The sequence below is a fragment of the Mesorhizobium sp. KACC 23794 genome (assembly GCF_052180275.1).
Classification (GTDB): Bacteria; Pseudomonadota; Alphaproteobacteria; order Rhizobiales; family Rhizobiaceae; genus Kumtagia.
This window is the reverse complement of sequence record NZ_CP197465.1, coordinates 5,316,920-5,335,592: the sequence shown is the minus strand read 5'-3', so window position 1 is coordinate 5,335,592 and position 18,673 is coordinate 5,316,920. Positions and strand designations below refer to the sequence as shown.

The window sequence follows — 18,673 nt, the reverse complement described above, 5'->3', positions numbered from 1 at the left end:
GGCAAGGGTTTGGGCTCGGGCGTTTTCCCTCCCCCTTGAGGGGAGGGTGGCCGCGAAGCGGCCGGGTGGGGTCGTCGCGGCCAATCGCCGACCTTTCTTTGCGTCTCTTTGCGTCGGAGCACTGCCGCTGTGACCCCACCCCCGGCCTGCGGCCGGACCCTCCCCTCAAGGGGGAGGGGAAGTCGGCGCACTTCCCCGCCGCCACGCTGCGAAAATCGCCCTGGCCATTGAGGAGTCGGGAAGACGGGCGGCCGTTCGATCGCCAATCTGGGTATAAACATGCGACCTTGCGGCCGCCCGTCCGGCGCATGCTTTTGCCATCCCGTTCCGCTACGCAAACCATCGCCTTACGGCTTGCACCTGCGATGTCGTTTCGTACTGGCAGACATACTCCAGGTTGTGTATGTGGGAACTCTTGGGACAGCCCCCGGCCTTCGCGGCCACGCTAGCCGCTATCTCCAGGACGCCGGTCCCTCCCCGCAAATCACCGTCATGACCGGCGTTCCCGCGGAAGGAACTGGAGGGATTATGGGTGAGATCGCAGGGGCAGGGGACAAAAAGCCTGAGAAATCCTGCGCCGGTATACCTCCCGATATCGGAGAGCTAGCCATTTCAATGGCTTGGCAGGGATGGGGGCAAAACAAAAAAATAAAATCGACAAAAAGACGCTTTTCCGGTCCCCCTTCTGCGAGCTTTTTCGCGGACATCCGGCGCCCGCGGACCTTGTCCGCCTCGCGTCCCAACCCGCCCGGGCAATAACACTGGCGTTTTGTCTGTTAACCATTGCGGCGGAAATGCCGCGATCAATCCGCAGCGCCGCCACAAACCAGCCCCGATTTCGCGCCGGATACGAAACTATACCGAAACACGACCGCAGGTCGCGCGGCATGGACCGGATACCGGCCCATGGCAAAACGCGGCGCAATCGTTGAACCGAAAGTCAGGACCATGACCGCCCTCGTCAGAAACATCCCGGAAGCACCGAAGAACCGCAAGGTTTTGCCGGAGCGTGCCGTCGCGGTGGCCGACAAGCGGAATTTCGGCTTCGGCATCGAAGCCGAGCGTGCGCACGCAAGCGGCGAACTCGGCGGCGCGGCGCTGACCATCCTGCTGGTGCTTTATCCGGCCGTCGCGTCGGTCGCGGTGGTCCTGGCGTCCTTCATGCTCTCCGGCGCCGCCGGAGCGGCCTGAGGCAGATCGTCCTTATCCCCGGGCCACGCTGCCCACCCCTGTTGCTTTTTGGCGGCCGCGCCTCGACAAGAGGCGGATGACTTCAACAATGGCGCTTGAGGGGGCGGCATGATCGAGACGGTCGGGGGAAAAAAACTGCTGTTCGCCATGGCGGCGGATGCGGAATACGGTCCGCATCTGAAACGCCTGTTCACGCCGCTGATGACCGGCGTCGGCCCGGTCGAGGCCGCACTCGCCATGGGCGTGGCGCTGGCCAGGCTGGAGGCGGCGGGAACGCTGCCCGACCTCGTGGTCTCGCTGGGCTCGGCCGGCAGCCGCTCGCTGGAGCAGACCGAGATCTACCAGGCGGTGTCGGTGACCTATCGCGACATGGACGCCTCGCCGCTGGGGTTTGAAAAGGGCACGACGCCCTTCCTCGACCTGCCGGCGACGGTGTCGCTGCCGCACAGGATTCCCGGCATCCGCGAGGCGAGCCTGTCGACCGGCGGCATGATCATTTCAGGCAACGCCTATGACGCGATTGCCGAGGACATGGTCGAGATGGAGACTTTCGCCGTGCTGCGCGCCTGCCAGACCTTTTCGCTGCCGCTGGTGGCGCTGCGCGGCATTTCCGACGGCAAGGCCGAACTGCGCCATGTCGGCGACTGGACCGAATATCTGCACGTCATCGACGAGAAACTGGCCGAGGCGGTCGGGCTGCTGGAGAAGGCGATCGTGGAGGGCAGGGTCGCCCTCTAAGTCGTCAAGGCGGACCTAGCGCGGCAGGTTGCGCGAATTGCCGAACTCGATTGCCGCGATGTCGGCTCTCGGCGTGCCGCCGCCGTCGAGATAGGCGATCGAGCCCTGCCGGTGGTCGAGTTTCCAGCTGCCGCTCGGGCCGTCGTTCCAGTCGACCGCGTAGCCGTCGTCGAGCAGCCGCCATTTGCCGCTGTAGGACACGCCGTCCGGCAGCAGCATATGGGCGTCGCTGTCGTTCTGGTAGTAGATGATCGCCTGTCTGCCGCCCATGTCCAGCACGTGGGTGGTTCCGGACATGATGACGGCCAGCGTGTCTTTTTCGAGAATGGACATTTTTGTCTCCATAGTGGGAAGTTGAGGAATGGTCTCGACCTGCGCGTATTGGTCAAGTAGCTTGACAATATAGGATTGCCCAAAATGGTCAAGAGACTTGACGAAAAATCCGAAGAGCTGCCCGATCACGTCGGATGGCGGCTGTGGAATGCCAGCCGGGCATGGCAGGCGGATTTTGCCGCCGCCATGCGCGGGGCAGGGCATCCGTGGTTCACGGAGGCGCGCGCCACGCTGCTTGGGCATCTCGCGCGAAAAGGCACCCGCCAATCCGAGCTGATCGAACGCATGGCGATCAGCAAGCAGGCCGTGCAGCAACTGCTCGACGGGCTGGAAGCCGAAGGCGTGGTCGCGCGCCTGCCCGATCCGCAGGACGGCCGCGCCAAGCTGGTGTGCTACACGCAGAAAGGCCTGGCCGCGTTGCGGGACGGCGACCATATCAAGCGCGAGATCGAGCGGCGTTACATTGCGCGTCTTGGCCCGGCGCGGTTCGCGGCGCTCATGGACGCGCTGCGGGCGCTCGACGAACGCCGATCGGAATCAACCGGCGAGGACGCGGATGCATCGCATGAAGACCCGGAATCGAAGTGACAGCTTCGCGCGCCAACCCATTGCATCGACTCGCAACTTTCTCTAAACGCCCGCCATGAAAAGCACCGCATCCGACACCATCCTCATCGTCGATTTCGGCAGCCAGTTCACCCAGCTCATCGCCAGGCGGGTGCGCGAGGCGGGCGTGCATTCCGAGATCGTGCCGTTCCAGTCGGCGGAAGCGGCGTTCAGGCGCATTGGTCCGAAAGCGGTGATCCTTTCCGGCGGGCCGGCCTCGACGACGGAGGAGGGCAGCCCGCGCGCGCCGCAGATCGTGTTCGAGGCGGGCGTGCCGGTGCTCGGCATCTGCTACGGCCAGATGGCGATGTGCGTGCAGATGGGCGGCGTCGCCGAAAGCTCCAACCATCGCGAATTCGGCCGCGCCTTCGTCGAGGTCGAGAAGGAATGCCCGCTGTTCGACGGGCTGTGGGCGACGGGCCAGCGCCACCAGGTCTGGATGAGCCACGGCGACCGGGTGATCTCGCTGCCGCCGGGTTTCGAGATCTTCGGGCGGTCGGAAGGCTCGCCATTCGCCGTCTTCGGCAATGTCGAGCGCAAGATGTATGGCATCATGTTCCACCCCGAAGTGGTGCACACGCCGGACGGCGCGAAACTGCTGCGCAATTTCGTGCATGGCGTGGCCGGCATCGCCGGCGACTGGACCATGGCGGCCTATCGCGAGAAGGCCGTCGAGGCGATCCGAAAACAGGTCGGCAAGGGCAAGGTGATCTGCGCGCTGTCGGGCGGGGTGGATTCCTCGGTGGCGGCGCTGCTGATCCACGAGGCGGTCGGCGACCAGCTGACCTGCATCCTGGTCGACCACGGGCTGATGCGCAAGGACGAGGCGCAGAACGTCGTCGCCATGTTCCGCGAGCACTACAACCTGCCGCTGATCCTGGTCGACGCCGCCGACCGTTTCGTGTCCGCCTTGGAGGGCGAGGCCGATCCGGAAAAAAAGCGAAAAACCATCGGCCGGCTGTTCATAGAAGTGTTCGAGGAGGAGGCGGAGAAGCTGGGCGGCGCCGATTTCCTGGCGCAAGGCACGCTCTATCCCGACGTCATCGAGAGCGTCTCCTTCACCGGCGGGCCCTCGGTGACGATCAAGTCGCACCACAATGTCGGCGGCCTTCCCGACCGCATGAACATGAAGCTGGTCGAGCCGCTGCGCGAACTGTTCAAGGACGAGGTGAGGGCGCTGGGCAAGGAACTCGGCCTGCCCGAGCATTTCATCGGCCGCCACCCGTTCCCCGGCCCGGGGCTGGCCATCCGCTGCCCGGGCGGCGTGACCCGCGAAAAACTCGACATCCTGCGCGAGGCCGATGCGATCTATCTCGACGAGATATGCAAGGCCGGCCTCTACGACGCCATCTGGCAGGCTTTCGCCGTGCTGCTTCCCGTGCAGACGGTGGGCGTGATGGGCGACGGCCGCACCTACGAATTCGTCTGCGCGCTTCGCGCCGTGACCTCGGTCGACGGCATGACCGCCGATTTCTACCACTACGACATGGGTTTTCTGGGCGCGACGGCGACGCGCATCATCAACGAGGTGCGTGGGATAAACCGCGTGGTCTACGACGTGACCAGCAAGCCGCCCGGGACGATCGAATGGGAATGATTTTTGGCCCATCCAAACGTAACCGAATGTACGTTACGGCACACTGGCGAAGGCGAGTCAGTGTCGTGCAATCAGCGAGGAGAGGTGCCTGCCTGCTTCGGTGTCGGAAAATCCTAGATCGAGGACGCTGCTCATGTGGTCCGCGCCGGGCAGGGCGGAAAGCGAGACTTCGCAGCCCGCACGTTTCAGTTGCCACGCGAGGCCGCCGGCTTGTGTATGGAACGGTTTCGTCTCCCGCTCGCCATACAGGATCACTGAGTTCACACGGGGCTGGAAAGCATCGTCGATCGGTGAGAATTGGCGCACCTCGTCGTCCGTCAGCTGGATGAGTGGCTGCAGGAAAGATTCGCGTAACGGCCGAATATTATAGATCCCGCCGAGCAGGAGAGCGCCACGAGGCGGGCTCTCTTCGCCCTCCGTAAAAAGGAAGGTCGCCAGATGTGCCCCGGCCGAGTGGCCGCTTACTGTCAGCCGCGACGCGTTTCCGCCATACCGGGCAATGTTTTCCGCCACCCATGCCTTCGCGTCGCGAACCTGGCGCACCACGTCGGCCAGCCTGACGGAGGGCATCAGGTCGTAGTCCAGCAAGACTGCGATCGCGCCAGCGTCGACGACAGTTCTGGCAATGTATGAGAAATCGTCCTTGGAGAACATCCGCCAGTAGCCGCCATGGATGAAGATATGGACAGGCAGGCGGCCAACATTCCCATGGTCACGCCCGTCGGATGGAATGAATATATCAAGCCTCTGGCCAGGCGCCGGGCCATAAGGCAGGTCACCGATCACCTGAAGCTCGCTTCGTGTTTCGGCGCTGAGGCGCCTGTATTCGAGCACTTTTTCGTCGAAATCGGGAACGTGATCGCGTGTGCGGAACGGGTCGGTCGCCAATGCCGCGGTCCTACAGAGTCACCGCTATATATTGCGGCTCGGTGAATTCGAGTACGCCATGCTGACCGCCCTCGCGGCCAAGTCCGCTCTGCTTCATGCCGCCGAAAGGGGCCGCTGGATCCGAGACGAGGCCTCGGTTCAGCGCGACCATCCCGGCCTCGATGCGACGCGAGACCTTCAGGCCCCGCCCGATGTCCTTGGTGAAGACATAGGCTGCCAGCCCGTATTCCGTGTTGTTGGCCTTTGCGATGACCTCGTCTTCGGTGTGGAATTTCGTGATCGGCGCAACAGGCCCGAAGATTTCCTCATGCGTCATTTCGGCATCAGCCGGCACGTCGATCAGCACGGTCGGCGGATAGTAGAATCCAGTTCCTGCCGGCTTCGCGCCGCCGCATAGCGCCTTCGCTCCACGGTCGACTGCATCTCTCACCAACTCGTCGATCTTAATGACAGCCTTGGCGGTGATCATCGGGCCACATTCGGTAGCCGGATCGCTTCCCGCGCCGATTGCGAGGGCTTCCATGCGCTTTGTCAGAGCCGCGACGAAGCTGTCATAAATCCCCGACTGGACGTAGATGCGGTTGGCCGCCGTGCAGGCCTCGCCGGCGTTGCGCATCTTCGCAACCATCGCGCCCTCGATCGCCGTTTCAAGATCGGCATCGTCGAACACGATCAGCGGGGCGTTGCCGCCGAGTTCCATGGAACAGCTAAGAACGGTTTTCGCTGCTTCGGCGAGAAGCGTGCGGCCGACCCCTGTCGAGCCGGTAAAGGAGAGTTTCCGCACGCGCGGGTCAGCGAGCATCGCCGAGGTTACCGGACCTGGGGTTGAGGTGGTGATAACATTCACCACGCCGTCCGGCACTCCTGCTTCCTTGTACAGCGCGGCCAGCGCATATGCCGTGAGGGGCGTCTCTGTGGCGGGTTTCAGCACGACAGTGCAGCCCGCGGCGAGTGCCGGCGCTATCTTGCGCGTGGCCATCGCGGCTGGGAAGTTCCAAGGGGTGATCAGCACGCAGATGCCGATCGGCTGATATTCGACGACGATATGGTTGGCTCCTGCGGGCGCGCGGCCGAAGTCGCCAGCGATGCGGACCGCCTCCTCGGCGTTCCAACGGAAAAACTCCGCAGCGTAGGCGACTTCTCCCCGCGCGTCGCGCAGGGCCTTGCCGTTCTCGAGAGAGATGAGCAGCGCCAGCGCCTCAGAACGCTCGGTCATCAATTCGAAGCAGCGCCGCAGAATTTCGGAACGCTTCCGAGGCGCGGTCGCTGCCCAGCCGGGCGCGGCTTTGGCTGCGGCATCCACGGCCGCGGCCGCATCGTCAAGGTCCGCATTCGCGACATGGGTCAGGATTGCCTCGGTAGACGGGTCCACGACAGGAATGCGGTACGCGCCATGGCCTTCCAGCCATTCTCCGCCGATAAAAAGTCCTTTCGAGCAGGTTTCGAGGTCCAGTCCCGTGGTATCCAGGGCGGTGGTGCGGGCGGCGACATTCATCGAAATCATCCTCTTGCTGCGTCAGCGGCGGCAGACAGGTCGCCGTCATAGGCGGCGCGCATCAGTCGCTTCATGGCATCGAGATCGAGCGCGCGCGGGTTGTTCTTGATCAGGCGCTCGATGCCGACCGCCTGTTCGGCTGTCCAGTCGAGCTTGTCTTCCGGGAGACCCAGCTTGGCCAACGTCGGCGTGATTCCGATCGCCGCGAAAAGGCGAATGATCTCGGCGATTGCGGCGTCGGCCTTTTCGTCCGGCGATCCTCCGCCCGTCGAAAGGTTCAGCGCATCCGCGATCTCCGCCATTTCTGCAAGCGACGCCGGGCGGTTGTAGGTCATGACGTAGGGCAGCATGGTCGCCACGCCCAAACCATGCGGTGTATTGGTCAGGGCGCCAACGGGGTATTGAATGGCATGTGCCGCTGCCGTGCCTGCCGTTCCGAAGGCGCAGCCCGCTGCGAGCGCGCCCATCATGACGTCTGCCCGTGCAGCCTCGTCGGTTCCGTCCGTGTAGGCTCGAACGAGACTTCGGCCGAGCAACCTGATCGCGAGCAGCGCGAAGTGGTCGCTGAGCACGCTCTTGCCAATAAACACGTGCTTCTGCGCGAGCTGCGGGTCTGTGCCGCGACGCGCGGCGGTAAAGGCTTCGATGGCGTGGGTCAACGCATCGGCGCCAGCAATCGCCGTCAGGAACGGAGGACACGTGATGGTGAGATCCGGGTCGCAGATGGCCGCCGCAGGGATGAGGTATGGGCTGGAAATGCCGACCTTGAGCGTGCGGCTGGCGTCGGAGATAACCGCGACCGGGGTCGCTTCAGAGCCCGTTCCGGCTGTGGTCGGCACAGCGATCACTGGAAGTGTTGGACCGGGGACCTTGAATTCCCCGTAGTAGTCGCGCAACGCCCCGCCGTGTGTCAGCAAAAGCGAGGCGCATTTGGCCATGTCCAGGCAGCTTCCGCCGCCGATGCCAACCACAACGTCTGGACCGAAGGAGCGGGCCTCCTCTGCGCAGAGCCCGACGCTATCGTATGGCACGTCGGGTTCAACGCGGTCATGGACGTATGTCTGGAGGCCGGATGCCTTCAGGGCGTCGACGATCTTGGCGAAGGCAGGTGTCGATGCGAACCGTGCATCCGTGCAAATCAGGGCGCGCGCGCCGAGCCGCGCTGCGACGACACCGGTGGTGGTTGAAAGCCCTTTGCCGAACAGAATTTCTTTGGGAGGCCGCAGTGCCGCAAACATGCTCAAAAGAGTCTCCGATATGAAATCTTATAGGATATATGATTGACGCAGCCGAAGCATCGCGATAGGATTCCGGTATGTCAAGAGGCAAACATGATCAGCCAGCTTTCGTCTGACCTCCTCGATGAGTCCGGTACAGTGGGCGGGTTCAAGGCTATCAACAGGCATCACGGCCTTGCTGAAGAGGCTTATGAGGCGATCTTCGCCCAACTCATGGCCTTGAGGATTGCGCCGGGCTCCCGCATCACCGTCGACAATCTGGCGCGTGAACTGAATGTGTCGCAGACGCCGATCCGCGAGGCCCTCGGCCGCCTCGAGGGTGAAGGATTGGTGATCAAGACGCATCTGATCGGCTACAGCGCGGCGCCGCAGATTTCACGCCGCCGTTTCGATGAACTCTATGATCTTCGTCTTTTGCTGGAGCCAGAAGCCGCAGCGCGGTCGGCACGACGTTTGGATGAGAGGAGGCTTGCTGAATTAAAGGAAGTCGCGGGCGTTATGTCTCGGGGTCACGGGGGCGACGAGCGTGTTCGGTACTCGTCCTTCGCCCGCCTGGATGCGATCTTCCACGACCGGATACTGGAATTTGCGGGTAACGACCTGATACGTCAAACTCTGGCACACCAGCACACGCATTTTCACATATTCCGTCTCATGTTCCATTCTCGCGTCACCGAGGAAGCGCTCGATGAACACCAGGCATTGCTCGTGGCATTTGCGGCGGGAGACGGTAAGGCGGCCGAGCGTGCGATGCGCGAACACATAGAACGCTCGCGCGACCGGCTGTTGCCCGCATTTGAATAAGTGCTGACGCCGCTGCCTGCTTGATTGAATACCGGGGATTGGATGTTGAACCCTGGAATCTGCCCTGTAGCACCCAAACGGAGGAATAAATGAACGGCAAAAAGATATTGATGCTCACTGGCGAGTTTACCGAGGAGTACGAGATCTTCGTATTCCAGCAGGGGATGGAGGCGGTCGGACATACAGTCCATGTCATCTGCCCGGACAAGAAGGCGGGAGACAAAATCCAGACCTCTCTGCACGACTTCGAGGGGCACCAGACCTACATTGAGCGCTACGGACACCTGGCCGACATCAACAAAACATTCTCCGAGGTAAAGCCGGAAGAATACGACGCCGTCTATTGCGCCGGCGGTCGCGGCCCGGAATATATCCGCACCGACAAGCGCATCCAGGCGATCGTCAAGCACTTTCACGACGCGGAAAAGCCGATCTTCACGATTTGCCACGGAGTGCAGATCCTTGTCGCGGTTGACGGCGTCGTGCGCGGTAAAAAGGTAGCCGCGCTCGGCGCTTGCGAACCTGAGGTAAAGCTCGCCGGCGGCACCTATATCGACGTCAAGCCTACCGAGGCTTATGTCGACGGCACCATGGTCTCGGCCAAGGGCTGGACGGGTCTCGCCGCCTTTATGCGCGAGTGTCTCAAAGTGCTGGGCACGGAGATTCGACATGGCGCAACGGTTGGCAGTGTTAAAAAAGCCGCTGCCTGATATCAGCGGCCTCGCTGGACCCGCTACCGTCCTTCGGGAGGGTAGCGGGTCCACGCAGCAATTAGATCGTCAACGATCCGACCCGAGTTAAAATTGGATAGGATAGGTGGCTGCACGCTTGGCTATCACCATCCCGGCGTGGGTGTTGCCCGAAACGATCCTCGGCGTCACCAGGCGTTAGTAATTGTAAGGCCGCCGACGCCGCGTACGGCGAGCCTGGGACCAGCCACCGCCATCCTGTCATTCCGATCCCATCTTCCCGGATACATCCCAGGTGGAAATCGTGGTGGCAAACATGTCGCCGAGCCAGCGCGAACAGACGAAGAAACAGTGCCCCCCCGGTCCTGCCAATTCGTCGGGCTTCGGCCCGAATCTATCGCGCTCTGCGCCTTGGGTTTAGACGGCAAGCCGTTTAGTTCATCGATTTGCTGAGTTGTCATAGACGTCCTGTTTGGCAAAAGTCCGGCGTCTGAGTTGCGGATGCAGGACTTTCTCGTTTCGAGATCAGCTCGGTTGTTGCCTGCCGGCAAGCCGTATCTTCAGTCGAAAAAGCCGGCGTCCTCTTCCTTGAGATATTTCTTCGCGCCTTCGGCATCGATATCGACGCCAAGTCCCGGCGCTTCGAGAAGATCGACCATACTGTCTTGGACGATCTGCCCTTTCGGCAGACCTATGACGATGTCGTTCCACCACGGATCAGAGGCGCTGGGATATTCGAAGGCGATGTAGTTGGCGGGCAGGGTGGCGCACACATTGATCAGCGCGCCGAGGCCGAGCAGGCCGTTGGCTGTTCCGTGCGGCGCCATCATGATCGAGTGCATATAGGCATGCTCGGCCACCCATTTCAGCTCGGCGATGCCGCCAATGTCCGCCGGGTCGGGACCGATGACACGCACGGCCTGCGTCTCGATCAGTTCCTTGAAGTTATGCCGCAGATAGATCTGCTCGCCGGTGTGGATCGGCGTCGAGGTCGACATCGTGAGCTCGCGATAGGCCTGCGGATTGACCCACGGCACGTAGTCGCCGGTCAGCATGTCCTCCAGCCACATCAGATTGTACTTTTCCATGGCTTTGGCGAAGCGGATGGCGTCCGGCAGGAACCAGCCGGGGCCGCAGTCGAGCGCCAGCGAAACCTTGTCGCCGAGCACCTCCTTCATGGCGATGACGCAGTCGATCATATGCGCCATGCCGCGCTCGCTGATCTGACCCTGGTCCATGGCGCCGTGATAGCCGGCGGCCTTCTGGCGCACCCCGTAGTGGAAATCGTCGATCGTGTCCTTCATGTTCGAATGGAAGCTGATGCCCTGCTTCACCATGAAGAAGTTTTCGGGCAGCTCCATCATCCATTTGACGTCGGCGGCGTAATCCTCGGGCTGGTCGCCGGTGCGCTTCCTGCGGATCGAGCCGTTATAGACCCGCACCTTGTCGCGCACCTTGCCGCCGAGCAGCTTGTAGACCGGCACGCCGGCCGCCTTGCCGGCGATGTCCCAGAGCGCATGCTCGATGACGCTGACCGCCGCGCCATAGGGCTTGAACGAGCCGCGCTGCCGGATCTTCAGCATGACGCGCTCGACGTCGGTCGGGTCCTCGCCGATCAGCGCATCGCGGAAATGCAGGACGAAGGGTTTTAGATAAGGCTTCGTCCACTCCACCTCGCCCAGGCCATATATGCCTTCGTCGGTCCCGATGCGGACGATCGGATGTTTACCGATGACAGCGCAGCGCAGGTCGGTGATTTTCATGGTCGCCCCTACTTCACCGACGAGAAGCCGGTCGGCGCCAGCAATTGATTGCTGATGTTGGCGACGATCTGTCCGTCGCGTTCCGATTCATCGCGCACCCTGAGCCAAACCGGGTCGGTAGCGAAAGCCGTCCATTTCGTCTCGCGCTCGGCCAGGGATTCCCAGGCGAGGAGGTATGTGAGGTGCTGGTTGCTTTCGCCCACCAAAGTCGTGAAGAACCCAGCCTGGCGGATGCCATGCTTGTCCCACAGGCTAAGCGTATGGTCGTTGAACCGCTTGAGCAGCGCTGGCAACCGGCCGGGCAGGCACTCGTAGATTCTAAGCTCGTAGATCATGGTTCTTTCCGAAATTGTTGTGCGTTTATCATTCCGATGGCACGGCCCTGGTCAGCTCCAGGCCCGATCCCAGGAAAATTCGTCGTCCCACCGGTCGGTCGGCTGCCAGATACCTTTCACGCCTTCCTGGAGGTGCTTGACGATAACGTCATCAACCACATCGTCGATGCCGAGGCCAGGCTTGTCCGGCACGGTGATGAACCCGTCCTTGACCAGTGGTTTGGGCAGGCCGGTGACGATATCGTCCCACCAGTCCACCTCGACGCTGTGATATTCGAGCGCCATGAAGTTTTCCGTCGCCACCGCGACATGCGCGGCGGCCATCGCCGCGATCGGGCTCTCCGCCATGTGGATGGCCATGGCGACACCCCGATCCTGAGCAGCATCGCCGATCTTCTTGGTTTCGAGGATGCCGCCGGTGGTGAGCAGGTCCGGATGGATGACCGAGATACCGGCGTCGAGCAGCGGCTCGAAGGCTTCCTTCAGATAGATATCTTCGCCCGTGCAGATCGGCACCGACGTCGCCTGCTGCAATTGCCGGTACTGATCGGTGTACCGCCAGGGGATCACGTCCTCGAGCCAGGCCGGTGCGTATTTCTCGATCCGCCGGGCGAGGCGGATGCCGTCTTGCAGCGAGATGTGGCCGACATGGTCTATCGCGAGCGGGATCTCGTAGCCGATGACCTCACGGACCTCGTGGATGTATTGCTCGAGCAGGTCGATGCCTTTCTCGGTGAAATGCAGGCCGGTGAACGGATGCATCACGTTCTGTGCGTCGTAAGCGAGATTGCGGGTCTTGCGCTCTTCGAGCGAGCGGCCGCTGCTACGAGGATTGCCGCGAAGCCCGTCGAGCACGCCGGCGGGTCCGGCCACCGCACCCGGTATGTGGGCGATCTGCATCAGGCCGAGATCCATTTTCAGGAAAGTAAAGCCGAGATCCATCCGCGCCTTGAGCCGCTTGCCGGTTTCGGTGCCGCTGGGTTTCTCCGCGTCGGTGTCGCAATAGACACGTACATGATCGCGGAACCGCCCCCCCAGCATCTGGTAGATCGGCACGCCATAGGCCTTGCCGGCAAGGTCCCAGAGCGCGATCTCGACCGCCGATACGCCGCCGCCCTGCCGTCCATGGCCGCCGAACTGCTTGATGCGGCGGAACAGCCGGTCGACGTCGCAGGGATTTTCGCCCAAGAGCCGGCTCTTGAGCATCAGCGCATAGGAGGCACTTGCGCCGTCACGCACTTCGCCCAGGCCAACAATGCCCTGATTGGTGTAGATCTTGACGAGCGCCGAGGTGAACGGCGCGCCGACGATCTCGGCGACACGCAGATCGGTGATGCGCAGGTCGCCTGGCCGCGAGCTGGTGCGGACATTGTTCTCGATCATCTCGGCGGGCGTGCTGCGGCTTGTCATTTTGCACTCGTCTCCTGGGATTAGCCGCTTAGCCGGCCTAAGCGCTGGCAAACTGCACCTACTCGACCTGGTTTGCCTCCAGGTAGTCCCGGTTCATTGCGATACCGAGCCCTGGCTTCCGGTTGAGCTTGAGGCTACCGTTCGAATTGTCGAGCGGCGTGTCGATGAGCACGTCATATTTGTGGAGGTTCCACTCGGATGTCTCGAGCTTGTAGAAGTTCGGCACGGTCATCATCACCTGCGCTCCGGCGACGACATTGATCGGACCGGCCGCGTCATGGGGAGAGACCGGAATGTAATACGCCTCGCACAGGGCCGATATCTTCTTGAGCTCGGTGATGCCGCCGGTCCAGGTAACGTCCGGCATGATGTAGTCGGCCAGCTTGTTCTCGAGAATCGGCACGAAATCCCATTTGGTGTGTCCGCGCTCGCCCCAGGAGATCGGGGCGTTGACCTTGTCGCGAACCTGCTTGAGCGCATTGAAACTCTCGGGCGGAACAGGTTCCTCGAACCAGTCGATCTGACCTGCATCCTCAAGCGTACGGCAGAGCCGGATCGCGGTCGGGACGTCGAACCGGCCGTGCGCATCGATGAGGATTTCGATGTCGGGGCCCGCTGTCTCGCGGATGAGCGCGGTGAGTTCGGCGGCCTCGCGCTCGTCCTTGCGCGTCATGGACCCGTCGAGATAGCCGTCGCGCTGCTCGCGGGCCTGGCCATCCACATGTGGGCCCTGTTGTGGAAAGGGGTCGAATTTGAGCGCGGTGTGTCCGGACTTCACGATGTCCGTGATCTCGGCGATCACGCCCTCTCTGCTGGTGAACTTGCGCTGGTCGGGATGCGTGTAGAGCGCGATTTCATCCCGCACAGGGCCTCCCAGAAGCTCGTAGATGGGCTTGTCAAGGCTCTTGCCCCGGATGTCCCATAAGGCGATGTCGATCGCGCTCACGCATTCTACCGCGGCGCCGCGGCTGCCCATATAGGTGAAGCCGCGAAACAGCTTGTGCCAGAGTTGCTCAATACGCGCCGGGTCTTCGCCGATCAGCATCGAGCCGATCTGCCGAAGCATCGCGGTCAGACCGCGATTTGCGATCTTTGTCGTGGTTGTAATCTCGCCCCAACCGATGATCCCCTCGTCGGTGTTGACCTCGACGAACAGGAACTCACCCCAGTACGAGGCGGTCGACTTTATCAGCCAGGGTCGGACGTTCGTTATCTTCATTTTTGATCTGCTCTCTCCATACAGAGGTGGAATTCGCGCCGCAGCCGGACCGGCGGCAGCCTAGCTGGCGCGTGCGGCATTGGCTGCGCGCATCTGCTCGAGGATGTGCCTGCCCGAGCCCTCAACATGGCGGGCGACAAGTTCGGCAGCCTTGTCTGCTTCGCCCGCCTTGATGAGATCGATCAGTTCGCGATGATCGCGCAGCACCTGAGCGCGCCGGGACAGCGTAAAATTGAAGCGGCGACTCACGGCGCGGAGCACCTCACGATGCTTCCACCAGAGCTCTGCCGCATGACGGTTGTAATGGCGCTGATACATGATGGTGTGGAACGCCGTATCGAGCTCACTATGCCGAAACTGGTCGGCAAAGTTGTTCTCCTCGATAAGGCTTTGAATGCGTTCGAGTTCAACGATGTCCTCGTGCGTCGCCATGCTGGAGACGAACCAACGGGTAAGCGCCGGTTCGATGAGAACGCCAATCTCATAGATGTCGCGCACGAAATCCTGATCGATCGGCCGGACGCGCGCGCCACGGTTGGGTGTGAAGATGACGAAGCCCTCGCCCCTGAGCAGTTGCAGCGCTTCGCGGATCGGATTGGTGGAGGTGCCATGCCGCTCGGCCAGGTCAGCGACGACCAGACGTTCGTTCGCCCTGAGACGCCCTTCGATGATGTCGTCCCGGATGAGCTCATAAACGGATGCCCCTTCGGTAGAGGCGCCAGTCGCGTCGATGCCCATCGGCGGCCTGGCCTTGAAATCCATCATCGCCCACTGACCCTCATAATCGTTCTATCCTTCTGACATTGTCTTCGGTTTGCGTCAAATAATGTATGATCTAAAAAGATTGACACGCAATCCTTCTTCTGGGACGGTGGCCAGCTATCCGAGGGCACACAAAAACAAGCAGCCCGTCCCTACGGTCAGAAGCCAAACGCCCGCCGCCATCGAGGCAGCGGAGAAGAATTGGGAGGATTCCTATGACACGCTTGAAATTCGGCGGTGCCCTGGTGCGCGGCGGTATCGCCCCCGCCCTTATCGCGTCGCTGCTGTCGACTTCGGCACTCGGTGCGCCCGTCGATCTGAGTAAATGGTCGCCGGAATACGTGCGCTCCATTGCGGGCACGGAGGAATTCGATACGGCGCAGGCCTGCAGCAAGGTCACCCCGCTCGACTACAAGGGGCGCCTGACGTTCTGGTATCAAGGCGTGTTCGAGGGCGACCCCGACTTGCTGCGCCAGTACTACAAGGATTTCTTCGAATCCTTCCGCAAGACCTATCCGAACATCCAGCTTGAGGATCAGGCTCTCACCTACAACGACCTGCTCGACAAGTTCCGCACCGCGCTCCTTGGCAATGCCGCGCCGATGGCGGTCCGCCTGCAAATCCTGGGAGGAACCGAATTCGCTTCCAAGGGCTATCTGGAGCCGCTCAAGCCCGAAGACGTCGGCTGGTCGACCGACGACTTCTGGCCCGGCGCCATGAAAGCCGTGACCTGGGATGGAGTGGGCTACGGTATTCCTACCAACAATGAGACCATGGCCCTGATCTGGAACGCCGATATCTTCAAGCGTGCAGGTCTCGATCCGGACAAGGCGCCGGCAACCTGGGACGATGTCGTCGCTTATTCCAAGCAGATCCACGACAAGCTCGGCATCGCCGGCTACGGCCTCGTCGCCCGCAAGAACGCCGGCAACACGCCCTACCGCTTCATGCCCCAGCTATGGGGTTTCGGCGGCGGAGTCTTCGACGAAGCCGATCCGGCCCCGAACTATGGCGAGATCAGGCTGAACAGCGAAGCCAGCAAACGAGCCCTGCAGGCGTCGTATGACATGTATGTTCGCGACAAGTCGGTCCCCGTTTCAGCCCTCACCAACCAGCAGGCGGACAACCAGCCTCTGTTCGTCGCCGGCCAGTTGGGCATGATGATCTCGCACCCGTCCGACTACAACGTCATGCTCGACCTGCAGAAGAAAGCCACGGGCGCCGACAAGGAAAAGGCGCAGACCGTCATCGACAACATGCGTTACGGCCTGATCCCGACCGGTCCGGACGGCAAGCGCGCGGTCGTCTTCGGCGGCTCCAACATCCACATCCTCAAGCCCGAATATGTCGAGGGCGGCAAGGTGGACGAGCCGGCCGCCAAGGCCATCATCTGCTTCTGGACGAGCCCCGAATGGTCGCTGAAGATGGCTTATGCCGGCTCCAACCCGGGCAATCTCAACGGCTTCAAGACCAAGTGGATGAAGGAACGCCTCGACAATATCAAGTTCCTCGATGTCACCACGTCGATGCTGCCGTACGGCATCCCGTTCCCGGCCCTGCCGCAAGCTCCCGAGATCATGAACATCATTGTTCCGGACATGCTGCAGAACGCCTTGACCGGCGCCATGACCGTCGACCAGGCGGCCGACGACGCGGCCGCCAAGGTGAAGGAGTTGATGGGCGGGCTCTAGCCGCCTCTCCAGACCCCGGCCGGCAGCCCCACGCTGCCGGCCAATTCGCACCACGACAAGGGCTCGCCCACGATGACCATGGTGACAGGGGAGGCTGGCAGGGCCAGCAAGCCGCGCGCGACGCGTTCCGACCTGCTCCGGCAGATATGGATCAGTCGGGCCGACTATCTTTACGTGATGCCGGCCATCGTGGTGATGCTCGTCGTCATCGCCTATCCGATCTACTACACGATCGACCTGTCCTTCTTCAAAACGCCGCCCGGGCTGCAACTGAAGGACAAGAGTTTCATCGGACTGGAAAACTACACGACCATCCTCACCAGCGCCGTGTTCTGGCGCGTCACGCTTAACACGGTGATCTGGACGCTCAGTTCCACCTTAATCGCCTTCGTTCTGGGTTTTGCCCTGGCGCTTGCGCTGCATCGCGACTTCCTAGGGCGCGCCATGTTGCGCGCCATCTTCATCGTCCCCTGGGTGATCAGCGCGGTAGCCGCCTCCTACATCTGGAAGTGGATATATCACTCCGATTTCGGCATCATCGGAGTGGTGCTCGTGCAACTGGGGATCGTCGACCGGCCACCGAATTTCATCGACAGCGTCAGCACGGTCCTGGCTTCGCTTATCGTCGTCAACATCTGGCGCGAGTTTCCCTTCGCCATGATCATGATGATGGCGGGGCTGCAAACCGTTCCCGAACAGCTTCTGCGTGCAGCGCAAGTCGATGGCGCCTCGGCATGGCAGCGCTTCTGGCACGTCACCTTTCCGCATCTGCGCGGAGTGTCCACGGTTACGATCCTGCTGCTCGCGGTAGCGAATTTCAACTCCTTCATCATTCCCTGGATCATGACAGGCGGCGGTCCCTCGAATGCCTCCCACATCTGGATCACGCACATCTACGAGCTCGCCTTCGGGCGCCAGCGCTGGGGGGTGGCGTCCGCCTACTCCGTGCTGCTGTTCATCATCCTGATGACGCTGGGCTATTTCTACGTGCGCGCGCTCAGCCAGGGCGAGAGAAAGGAGCCGGGGGCATGAGTTTGCCGGCTGGAGGCTCGACGCCCCGTCGCAGGCGGATCGATGGCTGGCGCTGGATCGGCCGATTCTTCCTGCTGTTCATGCTGCTCTACACCGCGGTGCCGATGGCATGGATGTTGCTGACGTCCATCAAGTCGCAGTTTGCGGCCATGACGTATCCGCCCGAGTGGTGGCCTAGCGAACCAACACTGGCGAGCTACAAGAACCTGCTCGATCCCCAGAACAGTGTCGGCAAGGACTTCCTGCAGTTCTTCTGGAACAGTCTGATCGTTTCCACGCTGACGACGATCCTTTCCGTACTGGTTGCGGTGCCGGCGGCGTACGCATTTTCGCGCTTCAGCTTTCCGGGACGAAAGTTCCTGTTCTTCTCGGTGCTGCTGCGCAACATGTTCCCGGCGGTGATCTTCCTTGTCCCGCTCTTCATCCTGATGCGCTGGCTGGGCCTGGTGAACACGCACGGTTCGCTGGTGCTCACCTACATGACCTTCGGCCTGCCGCTCGCCATCTGGCTGCTCAAGGGATTCTACGACAACATTCCGATACAACTCGAGCAGGCCGCGCGCATCGACGGTGCGACGCGGCTGCAGGCCTTCATCCTGATCGTGATGCCGCTTTCGGTGCCGGGGATCATTGCCACGGCGATCTATTCGTTCATCGGCGCGTGGAACGAATACATCTACGCCTACACGTTTATCTCAAGGAACGACCAACTGACCCTGCCGGTCGGCGTCCAGCGATTCTTTTCGGAAAACACGACCGATTTTCCGGGGCTGATGGCCGCGAGCTTCATGATGAGCGTGCCGGTCGTGGTGCTGTTTCTCGTCCTTCAGAAGTACTTCGTCCGCGCGCTGACGGAAGGCGCAGTGAAACATTAGGAACCTG

Annotated in this window: 18 protein-coding genes; 9 read left to right on the top strand and 9 right to left on the bottom strand. The window is 61.8% G+C overall.

Annotated elements, in window-relative coordinates; all coding sequences use genetic code 11:
* Window positions 1-948 precede the first annotated feature (948 nt).
* Both ACSBOB_RS26150 and ACSBOB_RS26145 read left to right on the top strand, forming a co-directional pair.
* Window positions 949-1,191: a hypothetical protein gene (locus ACSBOB_RS26150; RefSeq protein ID WP_442578973.1), complete on the top strand. Its 243-nt coding sequence runs from the start codon at window positions 949-951 to the stop codon at window positions 1,189-1,191.
* Window positions 1,192-1,299: 108 nt separating this feature from the next.
* Window positions 1,300-1,929, top strand: coding sequence for a 5'-methylthioadenosine/S-adenosylhomocysteine nucleosidase (locus ACSBOB_RS26145; RefSeq protein WP_442578972.1), 630 nt, complete (start codon window positions 1,300-1,302; stop codon window positions 1,927-1,929).
* Window positions 1,930-1,944: 15 nt separating this feature from the next.
* Here the strand turns inward: ACSBOB_RS26145 and ACSBOB_RS26140 are convergent, their stop codons facing one another.
* Window positions 1,945-2,262, bottom strand: a complete 318-nt coding sequence (locus tag ACSBOB_RS26140; protein ID WP_442578971.1) for a hypothetical protein — start codon at window positions 2,260-2,262, stop codon at window positions 1,945-1,947.
* Window positions 2,263-2,346: 84 nt separating this feature from the next.
* On the opposite strand from ACSBOB_RS26140, the gene ACSBOB_RS26135 reads away from it, so the two are divergent.
* Both ACSBOB_RS26135 and guaA read left to right on the top strand, forming a co-directional pair.
* Window positions 2,347-2,850 carry a MarR family winged helix-turn-helix transcriptional regulator gene (locus tag ACSBOB_RS26135; RefSeq protein ID WP_442578970.1) on the top strand — a complete coding sequence of 168 codons (504 nt, stop codon included), beginning with the start codon at window positions 2,347-2,349 and terminating at the stop codon, window positions 2,848-2,850.
* 55 nt (window positions 2,851-2,905) lie between these two features.
* Window positions 2,906-4,465, top strand: a complete 1,560-nt coding sequence (guaA, locus tag ACSBOB_RS26130; protein WP_442578969.1) for a glutamine-hydrolyzing GMP synthase — start codon at window positions 2,906-2,908, stop codon at window positions 4,463-4,465.
* Between the two features lie 57 nt (window positions 4,466-4,522).
* On the opposite strand, the gene ACSBOB_RS26125 is transcribed toward guaA, so the two are convergent.
* From ACSBOB_RS26125 to ACSBOB_RS26115, 3 genes are read right to left on the bottom strand one after another with little or no spacing between them, the layout of a single operon-like run.
* Entirely contained in the window at window positions 4,523-5,353 is an 831-nt protein-coding gene (locus ACSBOB_RS26125) for an alpha/beta hydrolase (protein WP_442578968.1), read from the bottom strand.
* Between the two features lie 10 nt (window positions 5,354-5,363).
* Complete coding sequence (locus tag ACSBOB_RS26120) at window positions 5,364-6,848, bottom strand: NAD-dependent succinate-semialdehyde dehydrogenase (RefSeq protein ID WP_442578967.1); 1,485 nt, start codon at window positions 6,846-6,848, stop codon at window positions 5,364-5,366.
* Window positions 6,849-6,853: 5 nt separating this feature from the next.
* Window positions 6,854-8,092, bottom strand: a complete 1,239-nt coding sequence (locus ACSBOB_RS26115) for an iron-containing alcohol dehydrogenase (RefSeq protein WP_442578966.1) — start codon at window positions 8,090-8,092, stop codon at window positions 6,854-6,856.
* Window positions 8,093-8,299: 207 nt separating this feature from the next.
* Here ACSBOB_RS26115 and ACSBOB_RS26110 point away from each other — a divergent pair, with 207 nt between their 5' ends.
* Together ACSBOB_RS26110 and ACSBOB_RS26105 are read left to right on the top strand one after the other, a co-directional pair.
* The gene (locus ACSBOB_RS26110) at window positions 8,300-8,890 is read left to right on the top strand and encodes a GntR family transcriptional regulator (RefSeq protein ID WP_442583832.1); all 591 of its coding nucleotides are present in this window, start codon (window positions 8,300-8,302) and stop codon (window positions 8,888-8,890) included.
* Between the two features lie 89 nt (window positions 8,891-8,979).
* Window positions 8,980-9,600, top strand: coding sequence for a DJ-1/PfpI family protein (locus tag ACSBOB_RS26105; protein ID WP_442578965.1), 621 nt, complete (start codon window positions 8,980-8,982; stop codon window positions 9,598-9,600).
* A gap of 539 nt (window positions 9,601-10,139) precedes the next feature.
* On the opposite strand, the gene ACSBOB_RS26100 is transcribed toward ACSBOB_RS26105, so the two are convergent.
* Genes ACSBOB_RS26100 through ACSBOB_RS26080 form a run of 5 tightly spaced genes read right to left on the bottom strand, consistent with a single transcriptional unit; the run spans window position 10,140 to window position 15,071 of the window.
* Window positions 10,140-11,342 (bottom strand): mandelate racemase/muconate lactonizing enzyme family protein, encoded by a 1,203-nt coding sequence (locus ACSBOB_RS26100; protein WP_442578964.1) that lies wholly within the window; start codon window positions 11,340-11,342, stop codon window positions 10,140-10,142.
* An 8-nt stretch (window positions 11,343-11,350) separates the two neighbouring features.
* Complete coding sequence (locus ACSBOB_RS26095; protein WP_442578963.1) at window positions 11,351-11,677, bottom strand: NIPSNAP family protein; 327 nt, start codon at window positions 11,675-11,677, stop codon at window positions 11,351-11,353.
* 51 nt (window positions 11,678-11,728) lie between these two features.
* Window positions 11,729-13,087: a mandelate racemase/muconate lactonizing enzyme family protein gene (locus ACSBOB_RS26090; RefSeq protein WP_442578962.1), complete on the bottom strand. Its 1,359-nt coding sequence runs from the start codon at window positions 13,085-13,087 to the stop codon at window positions 11,729-11,731.
* Between the two features lie 58 nt (window positions 13,088-13,145).
* Window positions 13,146-14,306, bottom strand: coding sequence for a mandelate racemase/muconate lactonizing enzyme family protein (locus ACSBOB_RS26085; RefSeq protein ID WP_442578961.1), 1,161 nt, complete (start codon window positions 14,304-14,306; stop codon window positions 13,146-13,148).
* A gap of 60 nt (window positions 14,307-14,366) precedes the next feature.
* Entirely contained in the window at window positions 14,367-15,071 is a 705-nt protein-coding gene (locus tag ACSBOB_RS26080) for a GntR family transcriptional regulator (RefSeq protein WP_442578960.1), read from the bottom strand.
* A 212-nt stretch (window positions 15,072-15,283) separates the two neighbouring features.
* Between ACSBOB_RS26080 and ACSBOB_RS26075 the strand changes: the two genes are divergently transcribed.
* The 3 genes from ACSBOB_RS26075 to ACSBOB_RS26065 all read left to right on the top strand — a co-directional run bounded on the left by ACSBOB_RS26075 (window position 15,284) and on the right by ACSBOB_RS26065 (window position 18,666).
* A complete protein-coding gene (locus tag ACSBOB_RS26075) occupies window positions 15,284-16,759 on the top strand; it encodes an ABC transporter substrate-binding protein (protein ID WP_442578959.1) in 1,476 nt (491 codons plus the stop codon).
* Between the two features lie 72 nt (window positions 16,760-16,831).
* Complete coding sequence (locus ACSBOB_RS26070; RefSeq protein WP_442578958.1) at window positions 16,832-17,791, top strand: carbohydrate ABC transporter permease; 960 nt, start codon at window positions 16,832-16,834, stop codon at window positions 17,789-17,791.
* Window positions 17,788-18,666, top strand: coding sequence for a carbohydrate ABC transporter permease (locus ACSBOB_RS26065; protein ID WP_442578957.1), 879 nt, complete (start codon window positions 17,788-17,790; stop codon window positions 18,664-18,666). Before ACSBOB_RS26070 ends, ACSBOB_RS26065 begins: the two co-directional genes overlap by 4 nt.
* Window positions 18,667-18,673: the final 7 nt, after the last annotated feature.

Excerpts from the sequence above, each read along its gene's own strand:
- ACSBOB_RS26150 (WP_442578973.1), top strand. The coding sequence starts at position 949 with ATGACCGCCCTCGTCAGAAACATCCCGGAAGCACCGAAGAACCGCAAG.
- ACSBOB_RS26145 (WP_442578972.1), top strand. The coding sequence starts at position 1,300 with ATGATCGAGACGGTCGGGGGAAAAAAACTGCTGTTCGCCATGGCGGCG.
- ACSBOB_RS26140 (WP_442578971.1), bottom strand. The coding sequence starts at position 2,262 with ATGTCCATTCTCGAAAAAGACACGCTGGCCGTCATCATGTCCGGAACC.
- ACSBOB_RS26135 (WP_442578970.1), top strand. The coding sequence starts at position 2,347 with ATGGTCAAGAGACTTGACGAAAAATCCGAAGAGCTGCCCGATCACGTC.
- guaA (WP_442578969.1), top strand. The coding sequence starts at position 2,906 with ATGAAAAGCACCGCATCCGACACCATCCTCATCGTCGATTTCGGCAGC.
- ACSBOB_RS26120 (WP_442578967.1), bottom strand. The coding sequence starts at position 6,848 with ATGAATGTCGCCGCCCGCACCACCGCCCTGGATACCACGGGACTGGAC.
- ACSBOB_RS26110 (WP_442583832.1), top strand. The coding sequence starts at position 8,300 with ATGGCCTTGAGGATTGCGCCGGGCTCCCGCATCACCGTCGACAATCTG.
- ACSBOB_RS26105 (WP_442578965.1), top strand. The coding sequence starts at position 8,980 with ATGAACGGCAAAAAGATATTGATGCTCACTGGCGAGTTTACCGAGGAG.
- ACSBOB_RS26100 (WP_442578964.1), bottom strand. The coding sequence starts at position 11,342 with ATGAAAATCACCGACCTGCGCTGCGCTGTCATCGGTAAACATCCGATC.
- ACSBOB_RS26095 (WP_442578963.1), bottom strand. The coding sequence starts at position 11,677 with ATGATCTACGAGCTTAGAATCTACGAGTGCCTGCCCGGCCGGTTGCCA.
- ACSBOB_RS26090 (WP_442578962.1), bottom strand. The coding sequence starts at position 13,087 with ATGACAAGCCGCAGCACGCCCGCCGAGATGATCGAGAACAATGTCCGC.
- ACSBOB_RS26085 (WP_442578961.1), bottom strand. The coding sequence starts at position 14,306 with ATGAAGATAACGAACGTCCGACCCTGGCTGATAAAGTCGACCGCCTCG.
- ACSBOB_RS26080 (WP_442578960.1), bottom strand. The coding sequence starts at position 15,071 with ATGATGGATTTCAAGGCCAGGCCGCCGATGGGCATCGACGCGACTGGC.
- ACSBOB_RS26075 (WP_442578959.1), top strand. The coding sequence starts at position 15,284 with ATGACACGCTTGAAATTCGGCGGTGCCCTGGTGCGCGGCGGTATCGCC.
- ACSBOB_RS26070 (WP_442578958.1), top strand. The coding sequence starts at position 16,832 with ATGACCATGGTGACAGGGGAGGCTGGCAGGGCCAGCAAGCCGCGCGCG.
- ACSBOB_RS26065 (WP_442578957.1), top strand. The coding sequence starts at position 17,788 with ATGAGTTTGCCGGCTGGAGGCTCGACGCCCCGTCGCAGGCGGATCGAT.